This is a genomic window from Paenibacillus sp. J22R160 (assembly GCF_059692135.1).
In genome coordinates, this window is record NZ_JCAUAU010000003.1 from 594,214 (window position 1) to 619,764 (window position 25,551).

At 45.2% G+C, this 25,551-nt stretch carries 29 protein-coding genes; 12 read left to right on the top strand and 17 right to left on the bottom strand.

Going from position 1 to position 25,551, the window contains the following annotated elements:
- Window positions 1–9: 9 nt before the first annotated feature.
- Window positions 10–1,362 (bottom strand): TrkH family potassium uptake protein, encoded by a 1,353-nt coding sequence (locus AC58UW_RS09685; protein ID WP_497420464.1) that lies wholly within the window; start codon window positions 1,360–1,362, stop codon window positions 10–12.
- Between the two features lie 224 nt (window positions 1,363–1,586).
- Here AC58UW_RS09685 and AC58UW_RS09690 point away from each other — a divergent pair, with 224 nt between their 5' ends.
- Entirely contained in the window at window positions 1,587–3,230 is a 1,644-nt protein-coding gene (locus AC58UW_RS09690) for a CPBP family intramembrane glutamic endopeptidase (protein ID WP_497420465.1), read from the top strand.
- Here the strand turns inward: AC58UW_RS09690 and uvrC are convergent.
- From uvrC to AC58UW_RS09705, 3 genes are all read right to left on the bottom strand, one after another.
- On the bottom strand, window positions 3,190–5,121 hold the full coding sequence (gene uvrC, locus AC58UW_RS09695) for an excinuclease ABC subunit UvrC (protein WP_497420466.1): 1,932 nt from the start codon (window positions 5,119–5,121) through the stop codon (window positions 3,190–3,192). The genes AC58UW_RS09690 and uvrC overlap by 41 nt on opposite strands.
- Before the next feature lie 96 nt (window positions 5,122–5,217).
- Window positions 5,218–5,532 carry a thioredoxin gene (trxA, locus tag AC58UW_RS09700; RefSeq protein WP_161408703.1) on the bottom strand — a complete coding sequence of 105 codons (315 nt, stop codon included), beginning with the start codon at window positions 5,530–5,532 and terminating at the stop codon, window positions 5,218–5,220.
- Window positions 5,533–5,670: 138 nt separating this feature from the next.
- Complete coding sequence (locus tag AC58UW_RS09705; protein WP_497420631.1) at window positions 5,671–6,054, bottom strand: MerR family transcriptional regulator; 384 nt, start codon at window positions 6,052–6,054, stop codon at window positions 5,671–5,673.
- Window positions 6,055–6,264: 210 nt separating this feature from the next.
- On the opposite strand from AC58UW_RS09705, the gene AC58UW_RS09710 reads away from it, so the two are divergent.
- Both AC58UW_RS09710 and AC58UW_RS09715 read left to right on the top strand, forming a co-directional pair.
- Window positions 6,265–6,408 (top strand): YqzM family protein, encoded by a 144-nt coding sequence (locus AC58UW_RS09710; protein ID WP_497420467.1) that lies wholly within the window; start codon window positions 6,265–6,267, stop codon window positions 6,406–6,408.
- Window positions 6,409–6,505: 97 nt separating this feature from the next.
- Window positions 6,506–7,510, top strand: coding sequence for a protoglobin domain-containing protein (locus AC58UW_RS09715; protein WP_497420468.1), 1,005 nt, complete (start codon window positions 6,506–6,508; stop codon window positions 7,508–7,510).
- A gap of 181 nt (window positions 7,511–7,691) precedes the next feature.
- On the opposite strand, the gene AC58UW_RS09720 is transcribed toward AC58UW_RS09715, so the two are convergent.
- The 4 genes from AC58UW_RS09720 to AC58UW_RS09735 all read right to left on the bottom strand — a co-directional run bounded on the left by AC58UW_RS09720 (window position 7,692) and on the right by AC58UW_RS09735 (window position 10,966).
- Window positions 7,692–7,853 (bottom strand): hypothetical protein, encoded by a 162-nt coding sequence (locus AC58UW_RS09720; RefSeq protein WP_497420469.1) that lies wholly within the window; start codon window positions 7,851–7,853, stop codon window positions 7,692–7,694.
- Between the two features lie 55 nt (window positions 7,854–7,908).
- Window positions 7,909–8,862 (bottom strand): primosomal protein DnaI, encoded by a 954-nt coding sequence (dnaI, locus tag AC58UW_RS09725; protein WP_497420470.1) that lies wholly within the window; start codon window positions 8,860–8,862, stop codon window positions 7,909–7,911.
- 49 nt (window positions 8,863–8,911) lie between these two features.
- On the bottom strand, window positions 8,912–10,420 hold the full coding sequence (locus AC58UW_RS09730) for a replication initiation and membrane attachment family protein (RefSeq protein WP_497420471.1): 1,509 nt from the start codon (window positions 10,418–10,420) through the stop codon (window positions 8,912–8,914).
- A 183-nt stretch (window positions 10,421–10,603) separates the two neighbouring features.
- Window positions 10,604–10,966, bottom strand: a complete 363-nt coding sequence (locus tag AC58UW_RS09735) for a winged helix-turn-helix transcriptional regulator (RefSeq protein WP_497420472.1) — start codon at window positions 10,964–10,966, stop codon at window positions 10,604–10,606.
- A 125-nt stretch (window positions 10,967–11,091) separates the two neighbouring features.
- Between AC58UW_RS09735 and AC58UW_RS09740 the strand changes: the two genes are divergently transcribed.
- The gene (locus tag AC58UW_RS09740; RefSeq protein ID WP_497420473.1) at window positions 11,092–12,129 is read left to right on the top strand and encodes a zinc-binding alcohol dehydrogenase family protein; all 1,038 of its coding nucleotides are present in this window, start codon (window positions 11,092–11,094) and stop codon (window positions 12,127–12,129) included.
- A 59-nt stretch (window positions 12,130–12,188) separates the two neighbouring features.
- Here AC58UW_RS09740 and AC58UW_RS09745 read toward each other — a convergent pair whose 3' ends face one another.
- Window positions 12,189–13,076: an alpha/beta fold hydrolase gene (locus AC58UW_RS09745; RefSeq protein ID WP_497420474.1), complete on the bottom strand. Its 888-nt coding sequence runs from the start codon at window positions 13,074–13,076 to the stop codon at window positions 12,189–12,191.
- A gap of 72 nt (window positions 13,077–13,148) precedes the next feature.
- On the bottom strand, window positions 13,149–13,433 hold the full coding sequence (locus tag AC58UW_RS09750; protein ID WP_497420475.1) for a YuiB family protein: 285 nt from the start codon (window positions 13,431–13,433) through the stop codon (window positions 13,149–13,151).
- A gap of 179 nt (window positions 13,434–13,612) precedes the next feature.
- Here AC58UW_RS09750 and hemQ point away from each other — a divergent pair, with 179 nt between their 5' ends.
- Window positions 13,613–14,359 (top strand): hydrogen peroxide-dependent heme synthase, encoded by a 747-nt coding sequence (hemQ, locus tag AC58UW_RS09755; RefSeq protein ID WP_497420476.1) that lies wholly within the window; start codon window positions 13,613–13,615, stop codon window positions 14,357–14,359.
- Between the two features lie 106 nt (window positions 14,360–14,465).
- Here the strand turns inward: hemQ and AC58UW_RS09760 are convergent, their stop codons facing one another.
- Window positions 14,466–14,747: a hypothetical protein gene (locus AC58UW_RS09760; RefSeq protein WP_127452894.1), complete on the bottom strand. Its 282-nt coding sequence runs from the start codon at window positions 14,745–14,747 to the stop codon at window positions 14,466–14,468.
- Window positions 14,748–14,774: 27 nt separating this feature from the next.
- Window positions 14,775–15,965 (bottom strand): NAD(P)/FAD-dependent oxidoreductase, encoded by a 1,191-nt coding sequence (locus AC58UW_RS09765; RefSeq protein WP_497420477.1) that lies wholly within the window; start codon window positions 15,963–15,965, stop codon window positions 14,775–14,777.
- A 418-nt stretch (window positions 15,966–16,383) separates the two neighbouring features.
- Here AC58UW_RS09765 and AC58UW_RS09770 point away from each other — a divergent pair, with 418 nt between their 5' ends.
- Complete coding sequence (locus tag AC58UW_RS09770) at window positions 16,384–17,385, top strand: NAD(P)/FAD-dependent oxidoreductase (RefSeq protein WP_497420478.1); 1,002 nt, start codon at window positions 16,384–16,386, stop codon at window positions 17,383–17,385.
- A 355-nt stretch (window positions 17,386–17,740) separates the two neighbouring features.
- Here the strand turns inward: AC58UW_RS09770 and AC58UW_RS09775 are convergent, their stop codons facing one another.
- A complete protein-coding gene (locus AC58UW_RS09775) occupies window positions 17,741–17,896 on the bottom strand; it encodes a sporulation histidine kinase inhibitor Sda (RefSeq protein WP_145666794.1) in 156 nt (51 codons plus the stop codon).
- Between the two features lie 339 nt (window positions 17,897–18,235).
- Here AC58UW_RS09775 and AC58UW_RS09780 point away from each other — a divergent pair, with 339 nt between their 5' ends.
- Window positions 18,236–18,397, top strand: coding sequence for a mechanosensitive ion channel protein MscL (locus AC58UW_RS09780; protein ID WP_497374611.1), 162 nt, complete (start codon window positions 18,236–18,238; stop codon window positions 18,395–18,397).
- A 45-nt stretch (window positions 18,398–18,442) separates the two neighbouring features.
- Here AC58UW_RS09780 and AC58UW_RS09785 read toward each other — a convergent pair whose 3' ends face one another.
- Window positions 18,443–19,123, bottom strand: coding sequence for a glycoside hydrolase family 73 protein (locus AC58UW_RS09785; RefSeq protein WP_497420479.1), 681 nt, complete (start codon window positions 19,121–19,123; stop codon window positions 18,443–18,445).
- Window positions 19,124–19,271: 148 nt separating this feature from the next.
- Here AC58UW_RS09785 and AC58UW_RS09790 point away from each other — a divergent pair, with 148 nt between their 5' ends.
- Together AC58UW_RS09790 and AC58UW_RS09795 are read left to right on the top strand one after the other, a co-directional pair.
- Window positions 19,272–20,318 (top strand): methyltransferase domain-containing protein, encoded by a 1,047-nt coding sequence (locus AC58UW_RS09790; protein WP_497420480.1) that lies wholly within the window; start codon window positions 19,272–19,274, stop codon window positions 20,316–20,318.
- 75 nt (window positions 20,319–20,393) lie between these two features.
- A complete protein-coding gene (locus AC58UW_RS09795; RefSeq protein ID WP_497420481.1) occupies window positions 20,394–21,077 on the top strand; it encodes a class I SAM-dependent methyltransferase in 684 nt (227 codons plus the stop codon).
- A 582-nt stretch (window positions 21,078–21,659) separates the two neighbouring features.
- Here AC58UW_RS09795 and AC58UW_RS09800 read toward each other — a convergent pair.
- The gene (locus AC58UW_RS09800; RefSeq protein WP_028558595.1) at window positions 21,660–22,031 is read right to left on the bottom strand and encodes a HesB/IscA family protein; all 372 of its coding nucleotides are present in this window, start codon (window positions 22,029–22,031) and stop codon (window positions 21,660–21,662) included.
- A gap of 145 nt (window positions 22,032–22,176) precedes the next feature.
- A complete protein-coding gene (locus tag AC58UW_RS09805; protein WP_497420482.1) occupies window positions 22,177–22,341 on the bottom strand; it encodes a Spo0E family sporulation regulatory protein-aspartic acid phosphatase in 165 nt (54 codons plus the stop codon).
- Between the two features lie 387 nt (window positions 22,342–22,728).
- Between AC58UW_RS09805 and mqnE the strand changes: the two genes are divergently transcribed.
- Window positions 22,729–23,829 carry an aminofutalosine synthase MqnE gene (mqnE, locus tag AC58UW_RS09810; protein ID WP_497420483.1) on the top strand — a complete coding sequence of 367 codons (1,101 nt, stop codon included), beginning with the start codon at window positions 22,729–22,731 and terminating at the stop codon, window positions 23,827–23,829.
- Between the two features lie 45 nt (window positions 23,830–23,874).
- The gene (locus AC58UW_RS09815) at window positions 23,875–24,939 is read left to right on the top strand and encodes an NAD(P)/FAD-dependent oxidoreductase (RefSeq protein ID WP_497420484.1); all 1,065 of its coding nucleotides are present in this window, start codon (window positions 23,875–23,877) and stop codon (window positions 24,937–24,939) included.
- 9 nt (window positions 24,940–24,948) lie between these two features.
- Here AC58UW_RS09815 and AC58UW_RS09820 read toward each other — a convergent pair whose 3' ends face one another.
- The gene (locus AC58UW_RS09820) at window positions 24,949–25,203 is read right to left on the bottom strand and encodes a YuzB family protein (RefSeq protein WP_497420485.1); all 255 of its coding nucleotides are present in this window, start codon (window positions 25,201–25,203) and stop codon (window positions 24,949–24,951) included.
- A gap of 97 nt (window positions 25,204–25,300) precedes the next feature.
- Between AC58UW_RS09820 and AC58UW_RS09825 the strand changes: the two genes are divergently transcribed.
- Window positions 25,301–25,546: a NifU family protein gene (locus AC58UW_RS09825; protein ID WP_157319629.1), complete on the top strand. Its 246-nt coding sequence runs from the start codon at window positions 25,301–25,303 to the stop codon at window positions 25,544–25,546.
- Window positions 25,547–25,551: the final 5 nt, after the last annotated feature.

Consider the following 25,551-nt stretch of genomic DNA (forward strand, 5'->3'; position numbering starts at 1 on the left):
TGGCTTCTCCTATCCAATCGTGATTTTACCCTCTGGGTATCTATATAGTTCCTTCTCTTGTTTCGGCTGAAGCGCATAAGCGAGCGTGATCGGGCCCAGACGACCGGCAAACATCGTCAAGCTGATGAGAATTTTACCGAAGAGCGTTAAATCTGGCGTTAATCCCATCGTTAGTCCTACCGTCGCGAACGCGGAAGTGACTTCAAACAATATTTTGAGCAGCTGCGAATCTTCTGTGGTCGATAACAGCATGGTAACAATGATAACTAGAAATAAGGCAATCATCGTTAAGGTAATTGCTTTAAGAATACGGTCTTTTGCCAAGCGGTAGCGGAAAATGACGATGTCCTCTTTCCCCCGAATCATGGTCACCATGGCAGCGATCAAGATTGTAAAAGTCGTTGTTTTGATACCGCCACCCGTGGAACCGGGAGAGGCTCCGATAAACATAAGAATGACCATGGAAAATTGCGATGCTTGACGAAGTGCGCCAATATCTACCGTATTCGGACCTGCCGTCCTCGGCGCAACAGATTGAAAGAGGGAAGCTAGTATTTTGCCACCTAAATCAAGTGAACCTAAAGTTCTGTTATTCGTATATTCGAATATAAAAATGATAAGAGCTCCTGCAACAATAAGAATGCCGGTCGTACTTAGTACAACCTTGGAGTGCAAGGAAAGCTTCCTGGTTTTGCGATAATCCATCGCCTCCGAAAGCACAATAAAGCCTAATCCTCCTAAGACAATGAGGGCCATTGCAACAAAGTTAACAACAAAATCATTCACATACCCTGTTAAGGAAACGAAAGGAGCATCGATGGTCCCAAATAAATCAAATCCAGCATTATTAAACATGGAGATAGCATGCCATATACCGAAATACAGTGCTTTTGAGAAACCGAGGTCAAAACTCCAACGAATCGTGAAAATAACCGCCGCAATCGCTTCAATGGATAAGGAGTAAATGATGACTTTACGGATCAAACGGACAATGCCTTCCATGCTCCCTTGATTAAAAGCCTCTTGAAGCACTAGCCGTTCCTTGAGGGTAATTTTTTTGCGGAAAACAAGGGCAAGCAGTGTAGCCATCGTCATAAACCCTAGTCCGCCAATCTGAATTAAGGAGACAATAACGATCTGACCGAACATTGTATACGTACTTCCCGTATCAACAACAACAAGTCCAGTCACGCAGGTCGCAGATGTTGAAGTAAAAAGCGCATCAATAAACGGTACGGATTGGCCAGTCGCTGAGGCAATCGGTAGCGTGAGGAGCCCTGCTCCGATAAAGATGATGACGGCAAACCCAAGAACTAGAATTTGTGGGGGTGTCATCTGCCAAACACTTAACTTTTTACGCATTAGGACCTCCTGGTCTACGATACGAAAGAAACGATAGAAATGATTCATCCAAATGCTGTCAACCGTAGCGTTCCCCGCTCATCTGAAGTCATTCGGCTTTGCATGCAAATACAGGTATTATATAACTGTTTGGATTGTATTTCCACCTAAAATTCGCATTCTTATAAAACTCATGGTAACGTGGAAATGAAGGTTACATACTCGTGAATTCAGAAGGGAATTTGATGATGCCAAGGCCGAAATTAAACCGATTTCTCCTCCTCCTAGCCTGTATAGGCATAGCTCTTTATGTAGGCATAACCGCTTTATATGGCTTACAAACGGAAGAAGCGCCGGCGGGCGAGAACCCTTCCATCACCAAACAGCAGGCTGCCGAGCATGCTTCTACCTTTATCAACGATCGCTATGCGATTAAGGGGACCAACACTTTTGTAGCGTACCAGTCAAAAAAAGAACGCAGCGGCTATTTGCAGAAAGAGCATTTATCCGAAAGCTATGACGCGGCATTCGGCAAACGCTATCCGTTAGACTATTATCAAGTAAACGTCAGTGATTCCAAGAACAACCGTCAATTTGAAGTTGAAATCAACTATACGGACGGTGCCGTGGTCGGATGGCGTGAGATCTATCGCGCTGAAGGTGAGAGTGCTCTGATCAGCAAGCAGAAGGCTGACATTATGGCTAAGCAGGAAATGCGGGCCCGCGGTCTTGATCCAGACGACATGAAGGCAATTGATAAAAAGGAAGAGGCAGAGCAGCGAAACTCCGGCTTAGTTCTATACTATGAAAAACAATCTCAGCCTATGGGAGAAGCGAAATTACAAGTTCGCACGCAATTCGATGAAAAGAGTTTGGTTGGCTACTCGGTGCTTTTCAGCTTACCACCTTCGCATCTGGATTGGCTGGATGCTCAGGACCATTCCGCTTCCGTGATGACCTGGATTTCTATGGGCTTCTCGATCCTCATGACCATTGCTGCCATCGTTCTTGTTATTATTTATCGAAAACAAATGAGATTTCGCAGCGGCCTACTGCTGACAGGTATTTTCCTAGCCATTTATATCGCTAATAACTTTAATATGTACCCTGCCTTCCGTTTGATAAGCGGCGGCGGTCCAAGTGGTGAATTCGCGACATGGGCAACCATCATTTTCATGAACGTGCTGGCGGTTGGACTCGCCATTTCACTCTACTTCTCACTTGTAGCCGGCAACGGCCTATGGAATTCGATTGGGCAGCCCAAGTGGCCAACCTGGAAAGAGCACACTTATGGTACAGATGTATTTTATGGCATGGGGCGTGGCTACTTGCTAGCGCTTTTCATCCTCGGCATTCAGCAGGTCCTCTTCTATACAGGCGATGTCAAATTTGATGTTTGGGCTGTTAATGATCCAACCGATACCGTCCTTAATATGGTGGAACCCCGCCTCTTTCCTTTGATGGCATGGGTTGCGGCGATATCGGAAGAAGCCACTTACCGTTTGCTCGGCATCATATTATTCAAAAAGTTGTTCCGCAATCATTTTATTGCGATTCTCATTCCAAGCGTGATTTGGGCTGCAAGCCACACCCAGTATCCGATCTATCCGGTCTATACGCGGTTAATTGAAGTAACCATTATTGGCATTATTCTTGGTTATGTGTTCCTCAAGTACGGCTTCATTACCGCGGTCTTCGCTCATGCCTGCATGGACAGCATCCTGATGGGAATGTCACTCTTCTCCTTAGGACATGTAAACGATGTGCTCTGCGGGATCTTGTATCTCCTGCTTCCAGCAATCGTCGGCTATTTCCTTATGTGGCTGCATGGAAAAAGGCGAGGTCCCCTTATTCCTGGGGAACCGCCGCCTCACCTTGGAGCGCTTTAAGAATCTCGCCCGCTAATTTCTCACCTATACCAAGAGGCTTGAAGTCTTGTACTTCAGCCTCTTTTATTTTGCGAACGGAGCCAAAATGCTTCAAGAGAGCCTTCCTGCGCTTCTCCCCGATCCCTGGGATGGCGTCGAGCTGTGAGGCAACCATGGACTTCGCTCTCGTTTCCCGATGGAACGTGATGGCGAAGCGATGAACCTCGTCTTGAATCCGTTGAAGCAGATAAAATTCCTGGCTGTCCCGCGGCAAAGGAATGATCTCTGCAGGATCTCCCATCATCAACTGCGCCGTCTTATGCTTCGCATCCTTCACTAGACCGCAGATCGGAATGTACAACCCTAGTTCATTCTCCAAAACATCAACCGCGGCGGATATTTGCCCTTTGCCTCCGTCGACGACAATAAGATCCGGCATCGTCAGATTATCCTTGAGCACTCGCTCATACCTGCGGCGAATCACCTCGCGCATCGTTTCGTAATCATCCGGGCCGACGACGGTTTTCACTTTGTATTTGCGGTACTCCTTCCGGTCGGGTTTCCCGTCCACGAAAACGACCATCGCGGAGACCGGATTCGTCCCCTGAATGTTTGAGTTATCGAACGCTTCAATCCGGCGAATCTTGCCCATACCGAGCCACTCGCCGAGGTTTTCCACGGCTTTGGTTGTCCGGCTTTCGTCCCGCTCCACGAGACGAAACTTCTCATCCAGCGCGCCCCGGGCGTTATCCTTGGCCATATCGACCATCTGCTTCTTCAGTCCGCGCTGCGGGATGTGGACCTTGACCTTCAGCCACGATTCCAGCGCGTCGCGGACATCTTTCATTTCAGCCTCAGCTTGCACAGAGGACTGCTCGGGTTGGTCAGCCGAAACAATGTCTGCTGGAGGGGTAATGCTAGCTTCTGCCTCAGGCATGCTAGGCAGGAAGATCTCCTTCGGCAGCGCAGGGTTGTCGATGTAGACTTGGGTGACGTAGGTGATGAAATCACTGTATTCATCACCATAATACGGAAACAACGAGACATGCCGCTCAATCAGCTTGCCTTGGCGCATGTACTGGATGTGTACGGCCATCCAGCCCTTATCTACCGCATAGCCGAACACGTCACGGTCTTGCGCATCGACCGCATTGATCTTCTGCTTCTCCATCAAAGCGTCGATGCTCATGATATGATCGCGCAGCTCCTTCGCGCGCTCGAAGTTCAGTTCTTCTGCTGCCGCCAGCATCTTGGTCGTCAGCTCTTCCTTAATGACATCGTGTCCTCCGTTGAGGAAACGGGTGATCTCCTGCACCATCCGCTCATTCTGCTCAGCGGATACGTCATACTCGCAAGGCGCCAGACATTGCCCGATATGATAGTATAGGCATACTTTATCGGGCATCGTCTTGCACTTGCGCAGTGGATACAACCGGTCCAGCAGCTTCTTGGTCTGCTGGGCCGCAAAAGCGTTCGGATAAGGGCCGAAGTACTTCCCCTTATCCTTGTACACCCGCCGCGTGACTTCCAGGCGCGGCTGCGCTTCATGTGTAATCTTGATGTACGGGAACGTCTTGTCATCCTTGAGGAGGACGTTGTACCGCGGATGATGCTGCTTAATCAGATTACACTCGAGAATAAGCGCCTCCACATTGGAGGAGGTCATGATATATTCAAAGTCGCGGATTTCGCTGACTAGTTTTTGCGTCTTCGCACTGTGGCTTCCTGTAAAATAGGAGCGCACACGATTTTTCAGCACTTTGGCTTTCCCTACATAAATGATCGTGCCTTCGCGGTTTTTCATAATATAACAACCCGGTTTATCCGGTAATAAAGAAAGCTTATGTTTAATCATTTCTAGACGCTGTTCACGGACGGCCGCGTCCTCCTGCTCATGTTCAAACTCCGTCATGATTGCTATCTCCTTTCGCGCACAAAAAAAGCTCATTTTCAGCATAGCAGAAAATGAGCTTTTTCTCACGAACAATTGTTTCTAATTCGAAACAACTTATTGATGACGAGTTACAACATTTTTCAAAGCTTCTTTGGATTGGAAACCAACCACTTTATCAACAGGCTGTCCGTCTTTGAAAACGATCAGTGTTGGGATACTCATTACGCCAAAACGCGCAGCGGACTCTGGATTGTCATCCACGTTCACTTTTGCGATTTTCAAAGATTCTACTTCTTTATCAAGCTCTTCCAAAACAGGAGCGATCATTTTACAAGGCCCGCACCAAGGTGCCCAGAAGTCTACAAGTACTGTACCTTCGCTCTCAACTTCAGCTTTAAAGCTGTTATCAGAAACATTCACGATTGCCATGATAGTTCCTCCTTCTAAGAATGGATTTATAACATCAAGTAGTAAATTGCTACCGATGAACGTCAACATGTAAAGTATACCACACCCATAGGCCATTTCAACCAAACCATAAGTTAGCAATCTGGCAAGATCCGGAACCTACTTGGATGGTACGCCTACTGGCAGCCCCTCAAGCCTTTGCTGCTCAATATAAGCAATACGATCCTTCAAATTCGCTTGCAGCATCTGCAGCATTTCCATTTGCCGCTCAATGTCCTGCAGCTTCTCCGTATAGAGCGGCAGCAGATCATCGCATTGCGACTCCTGATTTTTCATGACGCAGTTTAGAAAGCTTTCAATTTGTTCGGTCGTAAAGCCCAGACTCAAATAAAACTGAATCGTTTTCACGCGTTCAACAACCATTTGATTAAAAACCCGATAGCCATTCTCTTCGCGTTGCGTTGCGATAAGCCCCTTGGCCTCGTAGTACCGCAATGAACGAATGCTGGCACCTGTAAGCTTGGATAATTCACTAATCCGCATGGCTTTCACCTTTTTCCTTTTCCTTGATCAAGTAAGGATAGTTTTATTGTAAACCATAACACTAATGTTAGAGTCAAGACTTATTTTATTCTTTCCGCCGCTGTCTGTTATTGTTTGCATAATTGTCACTTCCATTAGCTTTACAAGTTTCGCTGAATTTGGGTATACTAAGTTTAAACTTTAGAATGTCGGACGTTAGGGGGTAACCACATGAGCGATCCTAAACACCCTGAGCTTCACGTGTATGAAGAACCGCGTAACGATTTCATGGATGTTGGTATCGGATTTGGCGCGTTCTTTGGCATCTTGTTTATCATTGCAGCCGTTGCAACTGCTATTCAAGTAATGAAGTAGGCTTGTACAAGCCCATAAGTCAACCGCTTTGCACTGTTGTGTAGGGCGGTTTTTTCATTCGATCATTCCCTATTTTCAAAGGAGACTAGCGATTCAAATGATTAAAGTTCATCCAGAACGTCAAAAACTCATTTCTTTTATCGGCTTAGCGAACGCAGACTTGCGATTATTAAAAAGCAAAGAAGAAGCTTTCCAGCGTATTGTAGAGAAACTGGTCGACCAACTGTACGCCGATATCACGCAAGTTCCTGAGCTCGTAGCGATTATTCAGCAGCACAGCACGATCGAGCGCCTGAAAGAGACGCAGCGTTGGTATTTCCTATCCATGGCATCCGGCCTTATTGATGATGAATACATAATGAAACGTTTATATATTGGAAAAGTGCACTCCCGCATCGGCCTGACAACCTCCTGGTATTTGGGCACATATTTAAAATATACCGACATCGCTACACAGCATTTCAAAGAAATCATGCCTGACGAGTGGATGCATGTGCTCCATGCGTTAAGCAAAATGTTCAACCTGGACAGCCAACTTGTTTTGGAAGCCTACGAGCAGGATGAGAAGCTGAAAATTCAGACGCTAGTGGACGAGCAGGCTCTCATGCTGACGACCATCTCCACTGTTGTGCAGGACCTTGCTTCGATGATGGTTGAACTAGGCGGCAGCAGTCAGACGGTAGCTAATACAGCGATAAAAACAGCGGAATCGCAAGATTTATCCAATCATCGCATTGACGAGCTTCAACATGAGATCAAAGATATCTCGAAAATGGGTTCCGTGATGAAAGAAATATCTGACCAGACGCATCTGCTTGGTCTGAATGCGGCTATCGAAGCTGCCCGCTCAGGCGAGCATGGCCGCGGCTTTGAAGTTGTCGCTAATGAGGTGCGCAAGCTAGCTACGCATTCACGGGAAGCGCTGGACACCATCCAGAAGAAGCTGAAGCTGATCACTCAGAAGCTCGAACTCGTCCAGGAGGGCTCCGAGGAAACGACTCACTTCGCGCGTACACAAGCAGCTAGTGCGCAAGAACTTACTTCATTCGTTCAAATGATTGAGAGCGTGACCACCCAATTGGAACGTTTAAAGAAATCATAACATTCGTTTATCAAAGAAAGACCCTTCCATCCACATTGCAGTGGCAGAAGGGTCTTTATTCGTTGGAGTTAGACGTCGACTCCTGTAAAAACTACAACAAATTCAAGCTTAATTCACTTTCTGAGCAAACACCTGCATAAAGCACATCAAAAAATTTCATTACTGCCACTGAGTAGATGGATTACTTGCAAGTAACGCCGATTCCTCCAGCTATTTGCTGCAATTCATCCACTTTATGGAAAATAACGGAAGTTTCTACCGCTAATCTCCTCAAATCCACCAATTTGGGGTAGCCTACCGACGTTTTAGCTGGAGTTTCTAACGTTATTTCATTCCCTGCCACTAAGCAGCGCAAATTAACGGTAGTTTTCTCATCTATTTTGCCTTCAGCCCATCCTTTATGATCTTCCTCGTTTATTCGTGCCGGTCACTTCAACCACATCAACAAAAGGACGAATGCGGTCCATAATCCGTTGTCCCTTGTACTCTTCATCGCCATCCTTGTTCGTGAAGCTGAAATGCTTCTCCAGATCATGCAGCGCATAGTTCGACGTAAAGAAAGTCGGCTTCCGGTTCATGCGGTGGTTCACAATCGCCCCAATCACATGGTCACGGAGCCATGGATTCAGGTTCTCAGCCCCAATATCGTCAAAAACAAGCAGATCTGTTTCTTTCAGAAGATCGATCGTCTCTTTCAACTTAGAGGGCTCTTGGAACATGCCTTTCAAATCCTCGGCAAAATCCGGCATATAGACGATGGCGCCCGTCATACCAACTTTGGCTAGTTGATGCAACATATAACCCATCAGGAACGTTTTACCCGTACCAAATGACCCGCTTAAATAAAGCCCGCGTGCTTGCAGTCCGGTTTCCATGGTTTGGTTGACGTAGTCATTGATTTGCATGACTGCTTTTGCCCGGTCCAAATCTGCTTCAAGAATATCACCAAACGAGAAACTGCGCGAAATCATACGCGGATCTACGTGGAAGGTGCGGATTCGAGAGGAAATCGCGTCCTGCAGCTGCTTGGAAGTAAATTTCTTGCACGCCACTTTTTCTTCGTGAATATACACTCTGTCGTTATCCGTTTCGGCAGTTAGCATCGTATAGTGACCCGTCATATCATTCGGGCAGTTCTCCAAGCCTGGGCAGTTGGAGCAGCTTTTGTACTCGGTCACGTATTGGTACAGTTTATTCATATTAATCTTGACGGTATAATCATCGACAAATGGATACTTCTGGCGAAACTTGTGAACTAAGGCGTCATCCATGACCGCCTTAATTTTGGCTTCCGCCTTTCGTCTCCATTCCGAATTAGGCATGGATTTAAGAATGTGCGACAGCGATTCCATAATTGCGGCACCTCCTACATGTGTAATCTCATATTCGTATTAGCGCTCGTCAGCTCTTCCGATTAAAGCGCTCATCCAGCTTCTGCGCCATTCTTCTAGCAGCCTCCAGCTCTTCTTCCGTCAGTCTGGAAGAAGCAACAGCGCCTGCATCCGGCACCACAATCGGGATGTGAGGCTTTTGCGTCTTGCCCTGCCGACCCCTGGTCACCGAGCCGCCGCCGGCCTTGGCAGCCTCAACTTTAGAGGCAGCTTTCTGTTTGTAGCTGATTTTCTCACGTACATACTCCACAGCTTGCTCGTAAGTGATAATTTGCTTGCCCAGCATATCCGAGGCGACCGCTTCAATCGAAGACTTCGCCCAAGAGCGGCGGTCGATGTGCAGGAAATGAATCAATACATTGATCACTTCTTCGTTTAACTTATAATTCAAATCAATCTTCTCAAATATATTAAGTACGCCGTCAGGAATAGAGCCCTGTGTAAAGAACATTTTCAGGACTGCTGTATACGGCTCGTTACGCATAATGTAGTTGTATTGATGATCCGTGCATTCGCCGCGCAGCTGCTGCGGTACTTCCAAATAATACGCCATCTCAACTGATTTCTCGTCAGCTTGTTCTGCTGAGTCCCCGGCTCCAGCCTCTTCCGATCTGGACAATGTTCGCTCTCTATCCTCGTCACGCTTCTTGCTTTGCCTGTAAAAGAGATTCGCATTGTACTGCATGAGATCCATCTGCAGCTCACCGTCTTCACTGAACACGCCATCTTCATCAAGCAACCGGCATGTTTCCTGCAGGGAAAGATTATACTTTTTTGCCACGATATTAATGGCTGCCATCTGATCCGGCTTATGCTTGAGCGCCTCGACGAAAATCCGATTACTCGCTCCACGCGGAAACCTCATGATAATGTCCGCATACTGGAAGCCTTTGGTCGTGACGTCCATACGAGCTTCGCCCTGTTTGCTGGCAGAAGCTTCATATAGCGCTTGCTCCAATTCATAGTCAACCACTTGGGTATTAAGCCTGAACAGGTCATAAAAAGGAACGGATAGATTCTCTTCGCTTGCTTCGCGGCACTCTTCCGGCTCCGGCGCCAGCAAATCTTCCCGAAGAGAGAGCAGCATGAACTTGCCAACTTTGTCGCGGAGCAGCAGTGTCAAATGCTGATTCCGGAAAAATTCATTAGGGCCAAGCGGCGGAAACAAGGTGTAGACAAAAATATAATCTTCTTCATCCGCCAAAAACTTGCGGGTTGTCTGCAAGAGGCCAATGGCCTCAAGCTTGGAGGATTGCTCGATCAAATACTTCCTGCCCCGTTCTCCCTGCTCAAGGTCAAGCAGCAGAAATAGCTTACGCTGCTGCTCCAGCGGCGAAAATCCGACCTTTTCCGCACTCATTTGCTGGTAGAGAGCCTGATAGAGGCTTACTGCCAAACCACCGATCATCGGCTGATACATCATCGCCAACATTTTAAAATCCAGACTGCTTAAAGAAAATTCACGGCCTACACAAAACCTGTGATTCTCCGTGAAATGCAGTATATTCGTCATTCTCATCCGATTACAGCACCATCCTGCCTAGGCTCAACCGATTGCCTGCCGTTAATGCCAGCATCTCGGTTTCTCTCTATTAGTCTACCACAAAAATCGACACGCTTGGTATCTACTAGAGAAAGATAATATTACCTAATATGAAAAAACCAACCTTTCGGCTGGCGGGATTGGCTTTGTAGACGCCGTTCAGCTTTCGATGGAACATACCGAATTCTGTTGGTACCTAACGCCCCATTCTTTCATTAGCAAAATAATCGGCGTCAAAGTTTGACCAAACTCCGTCAATGAATATTCCACCTTCGGAGGCACTTGGTGATACACCTCACGATGTACGATGCCGTCCTCCTCCAATTCACGCAGCTGCAAGGTTAACATTCTTTGTGAAATGGATGGACAAATTCGTTTGAATTCATTGAATCTTTTGGTGCCATCGATCATGTGATAGAGAAGGACGCCTTTCCATTTGCCCCCGATAACATCCAATGTATATTCAACTGGGCAGCCTTCCCGATCTCCTGTGCTGCCATAGCCGCTTTCGCGATCGCGCATAATGCTTTGACACCTCCTCTAGTATACAAATTGATACTATATCACACGAATGTGCGTACTTCCTATTTTAGAATGAATGGGCTACACTAACAACATGATAAATATGATTCATAGGAGTTGAGCAAATGACTACCCAAGAAACCATGAAAGCCGTAGGACTTTACCGCTATCTTACTATTGAGCATCCTGAAAGCCTCATTAACGTTGAAGTCGAGAAACCGGTACCCACCGGCAAGGATCTGCTAATCAAGGTCAAAGCCATTTCAGTGAATCCCGTAGACACGAAAGTACGTGCACCGAAAGAGAAAACAGAAGACACGCCTCGCATTTTGGGTTGGGACGTCGCGGGCATCGTGGAGCAAGTCGGACCGGATTGCACCTTGTTTGAGCCGGGTGATGAGGTCTATTACGCCGGCAGCATAACACGCCCTGGCGGCAATAGCGAGTTTCACCTCGTTGACGAACGCATCGCCGGGAAGAAACCGAAATCGCTGAATTTCGCCGATGCTGCCGCGCTTCCGTTAACGGCCATAACCGCTTGGGAAGCTCTATATGAGCGGCTAGGCGTGTCACGGAATACAGATGACAATGCCGGCAAAACCATACTGATCATTGGCGCTGCCGGAGGCGTAGGCTCTATTGCCACTCAGCTCGCGAAACTTGCCGGACTAACCGTCATCGGTACAGCTTCACGCCCTGAATCAGCAAAATGGGTGAAGGAGATGGGAGCCGATCATATCATTAACCACTATGACGCTTTCTTGGCTCAATTAACTAAGATCGGCCTAACTAGCTGTGATTATATCTTCTGCTTAAATAGTACGGCTGAGCATTGGCAGAATATGGCTAATGCAATCTCCCCTCAAGGAAAAATCTGTTCCATTGTAGAAACGGATCAGCTGTTAAACATGAATCTACTGAAAAACAAGAGTGTCACATTCGCTTGGGAACTCATGTTCACGCGCGCGATGTTTCAAACATCCGACATGATCGAACAACATAAGCTGCTTAATGAAGTAGCTCAACTAATCGATAACGGATCTCTTCGCAGTACAGTGACTGAGAGGTTATCACCAATTAATGCAGCAAACCTGCGCAAGGCGCATGCCATGCTTGAGGAAGGCCGCACCGTAGGTAAAATTGTTCTGGAGCATTTTGAATAAAAATAAAATGGGGTTGTCCAAAGGTCTGATTACGACCTTTGGACAACCCCTTGCTGAATTCAGTCAGCGGAAACGCCGCCCAGTTCCTCATTTCCTCGGGAGTCCTCTCCGTACATGGCAGGATTCATTTTCCTGGCGATCGACAAATCGAGCAGCCCCCGATCCGTGTGCTGATCCTCCAGACTTTCCACCCATAAGCGGATTAAATCATTCATCTTGGCTGCGCTTTTGATGGGAATTTGATGCTTCGCATCCTTTAAGAAATAGAGCGAGCTATGAGGCAAACCCTGGTGAAGCAAATTCGCATACCGATGAAAAGAACGATCCTTCGTACCATACATCAGTAAGACCGGGTGCTGGATATTGCGGAGTCGATGCGTACAAGTGTAGTTAAGGGCTTGCTTAAAATACATGCATACATCATTAGACGTGTCTTTCTGCGAGCTTTCGTACAACTGGCGATACGTTGCGGTATTGTCTGCGTTTCCATTCGTGATCGCTTTTTTCAATAGATTCATGAGTAGAACCGGGCCGGTCATATTACAGGCCATCCACACTCTGATTTTGTTATACACATCGGTCAATTCGGACATGCCGCTCACCACGATTCCCCCTAGGAAACGCTCAGGATTTGCTAGAAGCGCTTCCAGCAGGACCATCCCGCCTGTTGAATACCCGCAAAGATAAGCCTTTTCAATCCCGATTTCATCGAGCAGCATTCGAACATCCCGAGCCATCAACTCCATGCTGAGCGGGCGCTCAGATGCTTGACTGGACCCATGCCCACGAATATCATAAGTGATAACCTGGAAATGATGAGATAACTGCTTTTTTTGATAAAAGAAAGCCTCCGAAGTCAACAGAGGCGGATGAATGAACACAATAGGGGTGCCGGATCCTGAAATCTCATAGTTCAGAATTGTCCCTTTTAAATGAGCAAAAGGCAAAGTGGTCTCCTCCGTTAGGTCAAGTTCAAGAACTTCACCTTATCGTAGCCCGCTTCGCCTTTTATTATTACACTAGAACATTTTAAAGCCTTTGATGCGCAGCGCCTTAATAGCTGATCCGCTAAGAATAGCACCAACTAAGCCGCCGATAGCCGGTACGATATCAACAATTGTAAAGCTTTCCCCGCTTGATAGGAATGAAGCCGATCCCATTGACCCGTAAATCACAACTCCAATGACCAGCGCGATAAACGCATAGAGTGGAAACCATGTGGTCTTCATCAGCATGTTCAAAATAAAACCGATTCCAAAGAATAACACCATCATTAAGACAGTGGCAATTATCATCTGCAGCAATGTCTGATCCCCCTAATTATGAAACTCAACTTCCGCTTTCTTTTCATTGTAATCCACGAATTCGCACAGGTAAAGTGTACACAAATTGAACATTTTCCATTTCACCCTTTGTTCATTTGCCCTTTCCCCATGAATTGGATACAATGTAGGGGATATTAGCCTTGAATGGAGGAACACTCATGAGTGAAGCCGTACAAACGCTGGAAGGCTGGTATGCGCTCCATGATTTCCGTATGATTGACTGGAACGCATGGCATGCCGCAACCCCGCAAGAGCGTAAACATGCAACGGAAGAGCTGAATACATTCCTATCCGAGTGGCAGCAAATTGAAAACGATAAACTAGGCAGCACTGCCGTATATAGCATCGTTGGACAGAAAGCTGATTTTGTATTCATGCAATTGCGCGAAACGTTAGAAGAACTGAATGATTTGGAAAATGCTTTTAATAAATCCAGCTTCGCCGCTTTTACAATCCCGGTATATTCCTATGTTTCTATCGTTGAATTAAGCAGTTACCTAGCTAAACCTGGCGTCGATCCTGCGGAAGATCCAGAGATTCAAGCCCGTTTGAAACCAACGCTGCCTAAAGCGAAGCATATCTGCTTCTATCCGATGAATAAGCGTCGCGAAGGCAATGACAACTGGTACATGCTCCCTGCGGACGATCGCAAAACGATGATGCGCAGCCATGGCATGATTGGCCGTACATACGCTGGTAAAGTGAAACAAATTATCACGGGCTCCGTAGGTCTGGATGATTGGGAATGGGGCGTAACGCTGTTCTCCGATGATCCTCTGCACTTCAAAAAGCTCGTTTATGAAATGCGTTTCGACGAAGTTAGCGCCCGTTTCGGTGAATTCGGTGATTTCTATGTAGGCAACTTGCTTACACCAGAGAAATTTACTAAACTCATTATGGTTTAAAATAATAGAAATGTAGAAGGATGGACCTCGTGTCTGTCCTTCTTTTTTAGTAAAAAAAGAAAGCCTGCCCTCTAAGAGCAAGCTTTCTTGATCATTTATTCATGGTTTAATCCTCATCATCGTCGTCGCGGAGCGCAGCTGCAAGTTCGGCTTCCATCTGCGCTTTGCGTGCAAGATACGCCTCGGTATCACGGTCACGCTGTCGACTCTTTTCCTTCAACCGTTCGATGGCTGGAAGGATGAGAATATCAATTTCCTTTTGTACAACAGCTACATGATCGTAACGTTTCTCCGTCTCCAGAAAATGACCGACTTCAATCAGTCCATTGTAACGATCCAGTTCATCCCGGGTAAGAAGTCCTCTTACTTGGACACTGCAGTGCCGCATAGCGATCCCCCCGTTTACGAATGATGACTAGAAACGCCCTTTACGAATAACGAGCGGAATTCCGCCGATAATGTAGAGGTATCTCATATCAACCACTTTTTTCATCATGGCTGCTACATTACCTTTGAGTTTACGGGAACCAACAATACCGATAGCTTGTCCTTTACCTAAGGAAGCAACTGTACCTTTGTTGGAGAATTTAAATGTCTTCATTTGCGAACCGCGGATGGAAGCAATCAGGTTATGAGCTACAGCTTCCCCTTGCTGCATCGCAATTTGTGCTGTTGGAGGGTAGGGTCTACCTTCATCGTTCATGACGATTGAACAGTCACCTACAACATAGATATTCTCGAATTGAGGAGCACGCAGGTACTCATCAACTTTAATTCTGCCGCGCATTGTTTCAAATCCAGCCTCATCCAGCATGTGGTTACCGCGGATACCGCCTGTCCAAACAACAGTTGCAGCCTTGATAAACTCATCACCAGCGATAAGAACACCTTCCGGAGTGCATTCTTTAATCGCTGTGCCGATTTTGAATGTGATGCCTTTGTCTGTTAAAATCTTCATTGCATACTCAACCAGCTCGGGGTCAAAACCTGGCAGCGCTGTTGGAGCAGCTTCAATATTATAAATCTTCACGAGGGAAGGATCGACGTCGAACTCTTTGCAAAGCTGTGGAATACGATCTGCAAGTTCACCAATGAATTCAATACCGGTAAATCCTGCTCCACCGATAACGAACGTCAGGTAATCTTTGCGGTCCGGCTCACGCTTGTATTTCGCGAATTGATATTCAATATGCTCGCGAATGAAGCGAACGCTGTTGATACTACGGATATTTAGCGCGTTTTCTTTGAGACCAGGGATGCCGAACGTTTCAGCTTCGCCACCAAGACCGATAACTAGGTAGTCATAAGAAAGCGTTCCGTCTTCGAGAATAACCTTTTTCTCATGCGGACGGATTTGGGTAACAGTCGATTTCACGAAATCCACTTTGAACTCATCAATCAATTTCAGAATGTTCACGCGTGCATTTTCAGGATTATCAGTCCCAGCAGCAGGCATATGGAGATGCGTGGTAATGTAGTGGTAATCATGCTTGTTTACGAGTGTTACATCAGCTTCATTGTAATTTAATTCTTTTTGCAAACGAATTGCAGAAAGAATCCCGCCGTACCCGGCTCCTAGAATAACGATTCTTGGTATTCTACTCATGTTCTCTCACTTCCATATCCGATTTTATTGTCCCATGGTTTCTCTATCTTGTGAAAATTTACACAAACAGCTTCAAAATTGGTATACTGCCTCTAGTTTGCTCTCACACGCAGGGATTTATGATCAAAAAGCATGAATTTAGTCACAACATGCTAAACCGATTCTCATGATATAATATAATTTAAATTAGTAAAGATCAAGTGCTATTTTGGCTTAAAATCAAGCTTACAGCCCCTTCAGGTCTGTCCAACCTTTGTAAGCATTACTTATCATATTGATAAGCGATTTATATAAAGAAATCATACTTTTCTGTTTCTTTCATTAAAAGAGACGTTTATAATAAAATAATGATTGTGGCAATTCTTGCAATTCTCAGAATAATGCCACATCAAAGGAAATGAATCGGAGGAGTTTAACAATGATCGAGAAAGAAACTAATCAAGACATCGTCGATATTATCGTCATCGGTGGTGGACCTGCTGGGATGTTCGCATCCTTCTACGCTGGAATGCGTCATGCGTCCGTGAAAATTATTGAAAGCATGCCGCAACTAGGTGGACAGCTTGCCGCGCTTTACCCTGAGAAGTACATTTATGACGTAGCCGGATTCCCGAAAGTAACGGCGCAAGATTTGGTCAATAACTTACTAGCTCAAATGAAACACTTTCCTATAGATGTTTGCCTAGAAGAGAAAGTACATCAAGTAGTTAAGAAAGAAGAGCGTCTCTTCGAAATCACAACGGACAAAGGTACGCACACTAGCCGCGCCGTTATTATCACAGGCGGAGTTGGCGCATTCGAACCACGTCGCTTAGAACTTCCGGAAGCAGCACAATTCGAGAAAAAGAACTTACACTATTTCGTAAACGATTTGAATGCTTTTGCCGGTCAAAAAGTATTGATCAGCGGCGGCGGCGATTCTGCGGTAGACTGGGCGCTAATGCTAGAGCCAATCGCTGAGAAAGTTACACTTATCCACCGTCGCGATAAATTCCGTGCTCATGAGCACAGTGTTGAAAACCTGATGAACTCCAAAGTAAACATCGTAACACCTACAGAAATTACGAACCTTCAAGGCAGCGACCGTATCGAGCAAGTTACACTCAAAGATATCAAAACGGGCGAAGAAACCGTTCATGATGTCGACGCTGTTATTGTAAACTTCGGATTCGTATCTTCTCTTGGACCGATCGCTGAGTGGGGCCTTAACATTGAGAACGGCTCAATCGTCGTTGACTCCAGAATGGAAACGAACATTCCGGGAATCTTCGCTGCAGGGGATATCACAACGTATCCGGGCAAATTGAAATTAATTGCTGTTGGCTTCGGTGAAGCACCTACGGCGATTAATAACGCCAAAGTTTACATTGACCCAACAGCTAAGCTTTCACCGGGACACAGCTCGAACTTGAAATTTTAACACTTAATCGTTCTACATAAAAAGGGGTATTCTATACCTAATCTTCGGATTAGGAGGAATACCCCTTTGTCATCTATATGTCCGGTTTGCAATGGCCTGCAGGAATTAACCACCGAATGCCCCGTGTGTTCACATGCTATGTGTGATGGCGGCAGACTAAGCGACTACCTTGGTCCCTACTCCCCTTATCGGGAGATTGATGTGTACGCGATGTCCGATTCGGACGGGATGTTGTCGGGTCATGGTGGTGAATGCCTTCATTTGCTCAATTGCCCCGATTGTATGCACAGTTTAACCATCCAAATACCAAATCTATGAGCATAAACTCTCGTAGATTAAGTAAAAGGTAAATACGCTAATTGAGCGGAGCTTCATCTCTGATGTAGACCTGCAGCTTCAAGTTCCGTCTCTGGATTTCGGCGAGTAATAGATCAACAAAATCTGATTCTAATCTCAAATCCAGTGCTTTGTAATAAGAGTCGATCAATGTTTCGTCGCTAATTTGTCTCACTGAAATCACCTTTATTCTATAATTTGTAATTATATTATCATGGGGTTAAAAATAGAACAACTGTTCCGTTATCCACAGAAAGTTGTGTATATCCTGTGGGTAAATTGTTGATATCCCCCCTAAACGGTATGATTGCTTGGGGGATACTGTGTATAAAGTTATACACATGCTAGACTACTCCAATATCGATAAAAAAAATTGATCACTTATTTTACATAAATCCGCGTAATCCTTAATATTTCCTTAACGAAGTTCACAAATTTGAAAAGAAATTTTAATCGCCCGTTAATATTCATCGCATACAATAGGATTAGAAAGTTAATTAAAGGAGTGATAGCCATGATCGTCTACGATATTGTACTGAATGGTGAAATCAAAGAAACGATTAAGCCTAAAAAGAACCGCTTGAAAGAAATCTATTCGTATATGCTAGATCAAACAAAGCTTATGAAAGCCAAATATGGTGAGAACGTAAAAATTAAAGGCCGCATCGTGTACTAGGAGTGATTCCCCGTCACATGCGGCTCTTTTTTTTGACTATGTGGTTTAGATAATTCCTTTGCGATGGAGCACCGTTAACAATCGGTAGAAGTCATAGCTCCCGTTTTTGGGGGTATCAATAAGACCTGCCTTAACCGCCGCATCAACTGCACTTTTGGCCCATACGGGCACTTCCTTCAGCGCCGCTTGTCCCTCTAATGCGCTTACTCTGGTCTGTAAGGCTGCTATTTGCGCCTGCAGCTGTTCTAACATTATAACAACCTCCTCATCATATCGTGTTAATCCATTAGTTTGTATCAAATTATTCAGCTTACTTGCGTATGCGATATCCGTGGCGTATCCGCTGTTTTGCAAGGCTTGTGTTTGTTCTGCTGGACTTTTGGCGTTCCTTACAGGGATATACCGGGGGAACTGAAAGAGGAGATCTTGATCCCGAAAACCTGCTTCAATCGTCGGGTACGCGCGGAAATCACTAGGCACATTATCGTAACGCACTCCGTTTACCATCTCCCATGTCAAGGCCGATACTCTGTCACCTGTCCAATAAGACGTAAGCACGCCGCTGCCGACCTTATAACCCACCAAGTTGTTCCACGCATTCACGTTCCCACCTGTCTCCAGAATCGCTTGCGCGATACGAACTGACGGGAATATCGGAGAATTATCCAACCGAAGTTTGACAGCAATCGGAGCAATCAGCTCGATAAATGCTTGTCTAGTTACCATGCACTCACCCCCTTCTCCTAGTTAAAGCTAGTACTCTTTCAATCTATTTTATTCTTCTATGAGCAAAAGGTTCCCTTATGAGGACTCAGACCCACTTTACTTTTCCCTTAGGTTAAGGTTTATTAAGGGGAGGAGGGTTGATTGTAGGATGAAAATCAAAGAATTAGCAGAGAAGCTTAACATTTCTCCAAGAACCATTCGCTTTTATGAACAAAAAGGGTTGATTTCTCCTCACAAACAGGAGCACAACTTATATAGAACATTTACGGAAAAGGAAGTATGGCGGTTACAAACGATTATCTCCCTAAGAGAAGCCGGGATGACGATTGAGGATATCAAAAAAGCGCTGCCTCAGGCTGACGACGAAAATACCGAGCAACTACAGTATTATTTGGAAATGCAGCGGTCGATCATCTTTTCCCAGTGGCTCGAGTTGAAACAAATTATTGAAACTACAGGTTCGATGATCGATCTTTTAAAATATCAACAAACGCTTCCTTTAGACGATATTTTCTTGCTCGCCGAAGGATCCAAACGGTTAAGAGAAACCAGAAAAAATTGGAACGATAAATGGAATTTCGACCATCAAGCCATAACGCATGACACCAATGTAGCTAATAATGATAGAGAATATAAGGACTACGAGAAAGCCCTTCAAACTACAGTCGATTTGGTTGCTCCTAAAGTTGGTGAACGCGGGCTTGATATTGGAACAGGAACAGGAAATTTAGCAGGGAAGTTTCTAAATAAGGGCATTCAAATGGCGGGGATCGATCAATCCAAAGAAATGCTGAAGCACTGTGGGCGCAAATATCCGCAGATGGAGCTTAAGCTCGGGAACTTTCTTGCCATCCCTTATCTAGACGGACAATTTGATTTCATTGTAACTAGCTTTGCCTTGCACCACATTTCTGATGAACAAAAAATACTAGCTCTAAGCGAAATGCGCCGCGTATTGAAACCGCACGGTCGAATATGCCTTACGGATTTAATGTTCGAAAATGAAGCAGCGCGAGAGCAGTACATAGCTGAATTAGAGCACCAAGGTAGAACCGATGACATCCAATTGATTCATAATGAGTACTACGCAATGAGTTCTTCGCTGCTTAGCTGGTTTGATGAGAATGGTTATATCACGAAACATAAACTGCTGAATGAGCTGCTCACGATGGTTTATGCGGTTCCAATCCGCTAACTAAAAGATTGACCTTCTCCTTACGTCACTCCTTACGATGTATGTGTATCGCTAACTTAAGGAGGAGCTTGAACTATGCCTAACCATGATGAAATTTATAAATCAGAAGCGGAAACATATGATTTGCTCATTTCTAAACAACCAAGTCTTTATGATGTAATTGAAAACATTCACCCCGTTGCAGGCCTGGACATCTTAGATTTGGGAGCTGGCTCAGGGAGACTGACGCGTGTACTTGCCCCAAAAGCCAAATCAATCTTGGCCATCGATGCATCAGAAGCCATGTTAAGAGTAAACACAGATAAACTTCAAGAAGCCGGCTTACATAACTGGAGCACCCAGGTTGCCGATCATCGAGTTCTCCCTATCTGTGATAACAGCTACGATTTAATCGTATCAGGCTGGAGCATCTGTTATTTAGGGAGCACAGGCATTCCTAGTTGGAAAGAAAACATCCACCAGGTCATGACGGAAATAAAACGAGTGCTTCGCCCTGGCGGCTGTGCCATTATTTTCGAGAATTTCGGAACGGGATCAACCGTCCCCAATCCTCCAAGTTTTTTGCGTGCCTATTATGATTTGCTTGAAAAGGAATACGGGATGTCCCATATGTGGATCCGGACTGATTATCAATTTGACAGCTTAGAAGAGGCTGAGCGGCTTAGTAGATTTTTCTTTGGGGAAGAATTAGCTCAACAAGTTGTTAGAGAAGGATGGACACAGCTTCCGGAGTGCGCGGGGGTTTGGTGGCTGCGCTAGAGGTCAAACACAACATGCATCCAATGATTCGAGACATACTGCGCGATTGCGATTGATGGTTGTTGGGGAACTACAAGTTGCTATTCTTACAAATTAGCCATTTTCTCGTTTTGGCGAAACTACAGGGCTTTAATTGTCTTAGTGACCCTCATTTGGGCTGAAAATCAGGAAATAGAGGACCGTAGTTCCCTCCCACCTGCCAAAAACCTCGTTCTAGCCGAAATAGAGGACGTTGCCTATACGTAAAGTCAAAAAAGAAGAAGCAGCAAATCTGCTGCTTCTTAGCTTTTATAAATGAAGAAGTCGCGATGCTTCTAAACATTAACCGTAAAATGATTCTAGGATACTTTTCACCAATAAGAAGGGAAGCGCGCCAATGGAGATAAAAGCATAAAAAAATCCTTGCAGAAAATTTTTGAAAAGTTTCACCAAAATCACTCCCATCTAAATTCGTCAAGTTTGTGAACTTTCTTCAATTATACTCCTTCGCCAGCAAAGTTTTATGAAAATAAGATTAAATCTTTCAAAGCTTGTCCAAAAAAGGGCAAAAAAAAGAGCAGCTATAAGCCGCTCTCATCCTTATTAAGCCTCAACCTTATCATCACAAGGCTCAGGTGTTCCCTCATAATCCGCTGGTTTGAAGGAAGAGCCGCATCCGCACGATGCTACCGCATTCGGGTTATTGATGGTGAAACCGCCGCCCATGCCCTTGTCTTCAAAGTCGATTTGGACACCGTATAAATACTTGGCGCTTTCTTCATCCACAACCACTTTCACGCCGTGAATGGTAAATTCTTTATCGTCAGACTTTTGATCATCGTCGAAGCCCATACCGTAAGAAAAGCCGCTGCAACCGCCAGCTTTGACGCCTAGTCGCAAGAACAGGTTCGGTGATTCTTCAGAAGCCAAAAGTTCTTTAATTTTATCACTCGCTGATTCGCTAATGTTGATCATAACGGAAATCCCTCCTTGATGTTTCCCATCGTGGAAAACTGGCATTATCCATAAGTTTCGTAATGCTTACTACCAAGTATACTCCTATTCGGTGCATTGCTCAAGGGCAGGTGCGCATACATTCCTAGCCATTGTTCCCATTGGCTTACTGCTTGCGTTGTATCGCATAATATTGCAATAGTAACTGATCCAATTCTCTACTACACTGTTGCACTTCAGGATGCAGGAAACCATATTCAGTGCCTAAAGTCACCATTTGGCCTCGAAGTTGTTCGATTGCTATATCTAATCGTTCCTGCAATTCGGTCACGAAATATGTTGGCACGATATAATCACCTTTTAACCCCACGTAATCACATTGCAATAGTATACAGGAATTTGTTAATATTGGGAATAACCTTTTACGAAATTGATAGTAAAATTTGTAGATTCCTTACATTGTCAATTTATGTCCATGTTCATCATATTGCCCCCTCTCACATGGAGGTTTATAATGATTACGATGGGTTGTACGTATATTGAAAAACCGTAGTGAGCCTTTGAGCCAAACTCAAAGCTCCCTATATGTGTGAATTCCTGAACCGAACTGGCTGACAGGTAGGCGAGCCACTCACACCGCAAAGGCGCATGAGATCATCAGCAGATGGATGCGTCGATTCTTTATGTGCTTTATTTTGATTTCATAGGAGGAATAATGATGAGTGTAATCACCACAGACCCGATCAAACGGATGGCAGAAATTGCCGACAAAGTTGAACAAGGTCAACGTCTATCCTTGGAAGATGGATTATTTTTGTATGAATCCGATGATCTTCTGAGCATAGGACAAATGGCAAACAAAGTAAATACGCGATTGAACGGAAACAAGGTTTATTTTGTACAAAATATGAGTTTGTATTTCACGAATGTGTGTGAGGAGCATTGTGCTTTTTGCCATTTCCGCCGCGATGAAGGCGAAGAAGGTGCATACACGCTTACGCCAAGCCAAATGTTAGAGTATGTAGCTGAACATTTTAACCCAGAAATTAGAGAGTTCCATATTAGCCAAGGGCATAATCCTCATCTGCCTTTTGAATATTATGTTGATTGCATTCGCCAATTGAAAAATGCTTACCCTGATGTGACAATCAAAGCGCATACCGCGGCAGAAATTGAATTCTTCTCACGGATTAGCGGCCTAAGCTACCGAGATGTCTTGAAAACGTTGATGGATGCAGGTCTATCCACACTTCCAGGCGGCGGAGCCGAAATTCTAACGGAACGCTACCGGTCCAAAATGAAAGTTGAAAAAGCCTCTTCGGAAGAATGGCTCGACGTTCATCGCAACGCGCATTTGCTTGGTATGAAAACTCACGCAACGATGTTGTACGGGTCGATTGAAACGAAGGAAGAGCGCATTCGCCATATGATGCTTTTACGCGAACTGCAAGACGAAACGAACGGTTTCTTGGTCTTCATTCCGAACTCCATCCAACCTGCTAGCAAAAACGCGGGCCTCAAAAGACGTGTACCTGCTTGGGACGAGCTGAAAACCATTGCGATTAGCCGTTTGATGCTGGACAATTTCCCTCATATCAAAGCTTACTTCATTAATATTGGTACGAAATTAACTCAACTTTCCTTCACTTTCGGTGCTTCTGATGCACATGGAACGATCGTGAAAGAGAAAATTTCACACGCAGCTGGCGCCTTATCCCCAGAAGGTCTTACAAGGGACGAGCTTGTTTGGTTGATTCAAGGTGCTGGACGCACAGCCGTTGAGCGCGACACCTTTTATAATGAAATTAAAGTGTATTAGTCATACTAGAGAAGAGAGATTAGTCAAGAAGGGATACGGAGTGTAATGAAAAAATTTGTGATTCTCGGAGGAGGTTATGGCGGTCTGACCATAGCCTTAAACATGCTGGAGAAAGATTTGCCGGAAGATACCATACTGGAAATGATCGACCGGAGTCCTTTTCAAGGACTCAAAACGGAATATTATGCACTAGCGTCAGGCACAATTGCAGAAACGCATATTCGAGTCGCTTATCCGGATGATCCTCGCTTACTGCTAACTTACGGAGAAGTTGCCTCGGTGGATTTGGAAAAAAAGGAAATTCTTTTCGAAGATAGAGAACCTATAACGTATGATTGGCTTGTAATTGGTCTAGGCTGTGTAGACAGCTATCATGGCATCACTGGTGCAAAAGAGTTCTCCTCCAGCATTCAAACGCTGGCGCAAACTCGCGCTACGTACCAACGCATCAATAACATTGCGCCTTACGGGCAAGTTTCCATTATCGGCGGCGGTTTAAGCGGTGTGGAGATGGCTGCGGAGTTAAGAGAAAGCCGGTCAGATCTGAACATTCGACTCATCGACCGCGGTCCAAGTCTTCTGTCTGCCTTCCCGAGCAACCTGCAGCAATATGTGCGGGAGTGGATGACCCAGCATCACATTGAGCTTCGTCCAAATGTTTCGTTATGTCGTCTGGACGGCGGGGATTTGCACAACGGGGATGAGATCATTCAAACAGATGCGACAATCTGGACAGCTGGCATTCAGCCGAATCCAATTGTTGAAGCACTGAATGTACCCAAAGACCGTCAAGGACGTATTATGTTAAATGAGTATCACCAAATTCCAGAACATAAAGACGTATACGTTGTCGGCGACTGTGCTTCCCTGCCATTCTCCCCAAGTGCGCAAGCTGCACAAGCGCAAGGCAAGCAGATTGCTGAAGTGATGCAAGCGATTTGGAAAGGCGAAACGCCGCGGCTTGGTGAAATTAAGCTCAGAGGCACACTAGGTTCACTCGGTAAAAAAAGCGGGTTCGGTATCATGGGCAAACGTACACTAATGACAGGCAAAATTGCCCGTATGCTAAAAAGTGGCGTTCTCTGGAAATCGAAACGCCACTTCGGGTAAGCTCAGGCTTCAATCGCTTAGTAGATCGTACATCGCTTCAATCTCTTTGATCTTCGCTAGAATGAGGTCGTGAAGCAGATCTGCGTTCTCAGCGGCAATGATTTCGCCGTTCAATAGCGCATAGGGCTCCATGTAGCACTGTCCGCAATTACCAAGACAGCCGTATTCTATGACATCATAGTCGGGATTTTGTTCTAGTGCTTTCATGACTTTCTCTGTTCCATTGTGCATGTTGCTGGCGCAAAACTCTATGATTGGTCTCATAATAAAAATTCCACCTTATGTCGATATATTCAAGTTGAAAACCATTTTCATTTAATCATTATTGTAATATAATATTAGAAGAAAGGAGATGAATCAAATGTCTGAAAAAACAAAAGAAGCTATTTATGATGAAGTCCTTGAAGTTTTAGATAAACTTCGTCCTTTTCTACAACGCGATGGCGGTGACGTGGATCTCGTTGACGTAGAAGACGGTATTGTGAAGCTGAAACTGATGGGTGCTTGTGGAAGCTGCCCGAGCTCAACGATTACGTTGAAAGCCGGTATCGAACGCGCACTTGTTGAAGAAGTTGAAGGTATAACTGAAGTCGTGCAAGTGTTCTAATACGA

Excerpts from the sequence above, each read along its gene's own strand:
- AC58UW_RS09820 (WP_497420485.1), bottom strand. The coding sequence starts at position 25,203 with ATGAGACCAATCATAGAGTTTTGCGCCAGCAACATGCACAATGGAACA.
- AC58UW_RS09765 (WP_497420477.1), bottom strand. The coding sequence starts at position 15,965 with ATGAGTAGAATACCAAGAATCGTTATTCTAGGAGCCGGGTACGGCGGG.
- AC58UW_RS09760 (WP_127452894.1), bottom strand. The coding sequence starts at position 14,747 with ATGCGGCACTGCAGTGTCCAAGTAAGAGGACTTCTTACCCGGGATGAA.
- AC58UW_RS09795 (WP_497420481.1), top strand. The coding sequence starts at position 20,394 with ATGCCTAACCATGATGAAATTTATAAATCAGAAGCGGAAACATATGAT.
- AC58UW_RS09790 (WP_497420480.1), top strand. The coding sequence starts at position 19,272 with ATGAAAATCAAAGAATTAGCAGAGAAGCTTAACATTTCTCCAAGAACC.
- AC58UW_RS09815 (WP_497420484.1), top strand. The coding sequence starts at position 23,875 with ATGAAAAAATTTGTGATTCTCGGAGGAGGTTATGGCGGTCTGACCATA.
- AC58UW_RS09785 (WP_497420479.1), bottom strand. The coding sequence starts at position 19,123 with ATGGTAACTAGACAAGCATTTATCGAGCTGATTGCTCCGATTGCTGTC.
- AC58UW_RS09710 (WP_497420467.1), top strand. The coding sequence starts at position 6,265 with ATGAGCGATCCTAAACACCCTGAGCTTCACGTGTATGAAGAACCGCGT.
- AC58UW_RS09800 (WP_028558595.1), bottom strand. The coding sequence starts at position 22,031 with ATGATCAACATTAGCGAATCAGCGAGTGATAAAATTAAAGAACTTTTG.
- AC58UW_RS09780 (WP_497374611.1), top strand. The coding sequence starts at position 18,236 with ATGATCGTCTACGATATTGTACTGAATGGTGAAATCAAAGAAACGATT.
- AC58UW_RS09685 (WP_497420464.1), bottom strand. The coding sequence starts at position 1,362 with ATGCGTAAAAAGTTAAGTGTTTGGCAGATGACACCCCCACAAATTCTA.
- AC58UW_RS09705 (WP_497420631.1), bottom strand. The coding sequence starts at position 6,054 with ATGCGGATTAGTGAATTATCCAAGCTTACAGGTGCCAGCATTCGTTCA.
- AC58UW_RS09825 (WP_157319629.1), top strand. The coding sequence starts at position 25,301 with ATGTCTGAAAAAACAAAAGAAGCTATTTATGATGAAGTCCTTGAAGTT.
- dnaI (WP_497420470.1), bottom strand. The coding sequence starts at position 8,862 with ATGGAATCGCTGTCGCACATTCTTAAATCCATGCCTAATTCGGAATGG.
- AC58UW_RS09735 (WP_497420472.1), bottom strand. The coding sequence starts at position 10,966 with ATGCGCGATCGCGAAAGCGGCTATGGCAGCACAGGAGATCGGGAAGGC.
- trxA (WP_161408703.1), bottom strand. The coding sequence starts at position 5,532 with ATGGCAATCGTGAATGTTTCTGATAACAGCTTTAAAGCTGAAGTTGAG.
- hemQ (WP_497420476.1), top strand. The coding sequence starts at position 13,613 with ATGAGTGAAGCCGTACAAACGCTGGAAGGCTGGTATGCGCTCCATGAT.
- AC58UW_RS09730 (WP_497420471.1), bottom strand. The coding sequence starts at position 10,420 with ATGAGAATGACGAATATACTGCATTTCACGGAGAATCACAGGTTTTGT.
- AC58UW_RS09690 (WP_497420465.1), top strand. The coding sequence starts at position 1,587 with ATGATGCCAAGGCCGAAATTAAACCGATTTCTCCTCCTCCTAGCCTGT.
- AC58UW_RS09715 (WP_497420468.1), top strand. The coding sequence starts at position 6,506 with ATGATTAAAGTTCATCCAGAACGTCAAAAACTCATTTCTTTTATCGGC.
- mqnE (WP_497420483.1), top strand. The coding sequence starts at position 22,729 with ATGAGTGTAATCACCACAGACCCGATCAAACGGATGGCAGAAATTGCC.
- AC58UW_RS09770 (WP_497420478.1), top strand. The coding sequence starts at position 16,384 with ATGATCGAGAAAGAAACTAATCAAGACATCGTCGATATTATCGTCATC.
- AC58UW_RS09740 (WP_497420473.1), top strand. The coding sequence starts at position 11,092 with ATGACTACCCAAGAAACCATGAAAGCCGTAGGACTTTACCGCTATCTT.
- uvrC (WP_497420466.1), bottom strand. The coding sequence starts at position 5,121 with ATGACGGAGTTTGAACATGAGCAGGAGGACGCGGCCGTCCGTGAACAG.